Origin of the sequence: Microcoleus sp. K4-B3 (assembly GCF_036704615.1) — a bacterium.
In the GTDB taxonomy this organism is placed as follows: Bacteria; Cyanobacteriota; Cyanobacteriia; order Cyanobacteriales; family Microcoleaceae; genus Microcoleus.
Map to the genome: position 1 here is coordinate 1 of NZ_JAUBSF010000194.1, position 2,508 is coordinate 2,508.

Annotated in this window: 1 protein-coding gene and 1 pseudogene; both read left to right on the forward strand. The window is 42.7% G+C overall.

What is annotated here, in order from left to right; all coding sequences use genetic code 11:
• Positions 1–324 (forward strand): annotated as a pseudogene (locus QUA78_RS32190) (HNH endonuclease signature motif containing protein); the annotation flags it as partial.
• A gap of 593 nt (positions 325–917) precedes the next feature.
• Positions 918–2,477 carry a group II intron reverse transcriptase/maturase gene (gene ltrA, locus QUA78_RS32195; RefSeq protein ID WP_333307254.1) on the forward strand — a complete coding sequence of 520 codons (1,560 nt, stop codon included), beginning with the start codon at positions 918–920 and terminating at the stop codon, positions 2,475–2,477.
• Positions 2,478–2,508: the final 31 nt, after the last annotated feature.

Genomic DNA, 2,508 nt, shown 5'->3' on the forward strand with positions numbered 1-2,508 from the left:
ATCACTAATGCCAAATCGTATATATTGCCCTTTTTGTCAAGTACAATTTATACCAAATTAGATGAGCTTACCCTGCTCTATAACGGCGACACCTCTAAAGCTTTAAAACGGCAAAACCATAAATGTGGGAAATGTGGTTTAAAAATGCTAGGCGATGAAAAGGTGAATCTGCACCATGTAGATGAAAACCATAGTAACTCGAAAATTAACAACCTCTTAGCGGTTCACGAAAGTTGCCACGATTATCTCCACATGAGCAAAGGCGCAAGCCAAGAACATCGGGAGCCGGATGCGGGGAAGCGCGACGTGCAAAGTCGCATTTGATGAGTAGAGAGCCGTCTCTCTTTGAGGTACTTCTCCTCAGTCCTCGTGTAAAAGACTCAATCCGAGTCCGGTCACAACGAAAGTAAGCAATAAAATCGTTGGAGTGCAGACCACACAAGCATCTAAGCTGATAGCCTAAATCGGTAGTGTATGCAAGAGGAAGAAAAGGAAGGGTTAACGATAAGTAAACGACTAATCTAGCTCCGTGATATCCGAAAAGGTGAAATCAGGCTGGAACACCTTAACCAAAAGGTAAATAGCTGATTATTAGAAGTTTCGCTGTCTAATAAAGAAGTTCAAAAAGCTATCGGAGTATGAGTCGAACCCTAACCTTTTTCGCAGGTCATCAAAAGCGAAACACGGTAAGCCCAATAGACTCTCTCTTAAGGTCGAAACAAGAGAGTAAGCCAAGAGTAATCACAGCCGAATTGTCTAGGGGGTAAAGGAAGTCAGAGAAAGCGAACGCCCTGTGTAATGCAGAGGATAAGGGTTGAGGAATATCCCAACATCACACCGCCTGAAAATGGTAGCCCACTTCTGACAGGTCTTAAACGATAAACAGGATTCAAAGAAACTAAAACGGAGATTGAAAGATGGAAATCACTATGGTTATCGGAGGCTCTGGACAATTTAACGACTGGTCACAGATTGACTGGAAATCAATCATCAAGAATGTTAAGAATCTGAGGAAACGGATTTATCGTGCCACACAGAACGGTCAGTGGAATCAGGTCAGAAGCCTCACAAAACTGATGTTAAGAAGCTTCGACAATCTAATTTTGTCAGTGCGTAAAGTTACCCAACTGAATCAAGGAAAACGAACAGCAGGTGTGGACAAGGAGGTAGCATTAACACCTGAACAACGGGTAAAACTCATCCGAGAAATGGGGCAGTACACACTATGGAAGGTTAAACCCACCAAAAGAGTATATATACCAAAAGCCAATGGGAAGCAAAGACCATTAGGCATCCCCACCATCAAGGATAGAGTAGCACAAGCCATAGTTAAGAACGCTCTAGAACCAATCTGGGAAGCTCTTTTCGAGGCAAACAGTTATGGATTCAGAGTCGGAAGAAGTTGCCACGATGCCATTGAGCAGTGTTTTCTACGCCTACAAGGTAATAGAGACACATGGGTTCTGGATGCCGACCTATCAGGATTCTTCGACAATATCACTCATGAAACCATCCTACATTCCATAGAGAATTTCCCCGCCCGCAGCCTAATCAAGCAATGGTTAAAAGCAGGATACATAGACAAGGGAAAACTTCATGAAACACAAAGCGGAACGCCACAAGGAGGCATTATCAGCCCCCTACTGGCAAATATCGGCTTACAGGGTCTGGAAAACTTCTTAAGCCAATTCAAGAAGGTCAAAGGCTCATACAAATCCGATAGATATGGTTTCGTCCGATACGCAGACGACTTCATCGTCACCACTACCTGTCAAGAAGACATAGAGAAAATCCGACCTGAAATCGAACAATGGCTATCCAACAAAGGGTTACAACTAAATAGGGAGAAAACCCGAATCGTGCACATCAGCGAAGGATTTAATTTTCTTGGGTTCAATCTCAGACAATACAAGGGCAAACTACTGATCAAACCGCAAAAAGAGAAAGTCCTGAAATTCCTTAAGGAAATCAGGGAATGGCTCAAAAGAAATAAAACGGTAGAACAGAAAATTGTCATTGAACAATTAAACCCCAAACTTCGAGGCTTTGGAAACTACTATCGCCATGCCGTCAGCAAAGAAGTGTTTAGCTACATCAGTTCTGAGGTATGGTATTCACTTTGGCGATGGGCAAAACGGCGACACCCAAACAAGAGCAAACGGTGGATTGCCAACCGATACTTTAAAATTAGAGGCAAAGGGTGGGAGTTTACCTGCAATGTCAAGGACAGAAAAGGTAACAACAAGGAAATTAGCCTATTTAACATAGCTAAAATACCCATCGAACGCCACATAAAGGTAAAAGGAACAGCATCCCCAGACGACCCCAACCTAACAAAATACTGGGCTAAAAGAGCCACAAAATCTGGAAAAACCATCTGGGAAAAAGGGTCGAAGTATTACCAAATTGCCCAAAATCAAGGAGGGAAATGTCGGGAGCATCCCGGTTTTGTAAATATCCGAATAAGCGTAAAATAGTTAAAATCAATAAAAGCGTCAAAAAAAGTCG

What these genes read in the sequence shown, in the direction of transcription:
- ltrA (WP_333307254.1), top strand. Translation starts at nt 918, where the DNA reads ATGGAAATCACTATGGTTATCGGAGGCTCTGGACAATTTAACGACTGG.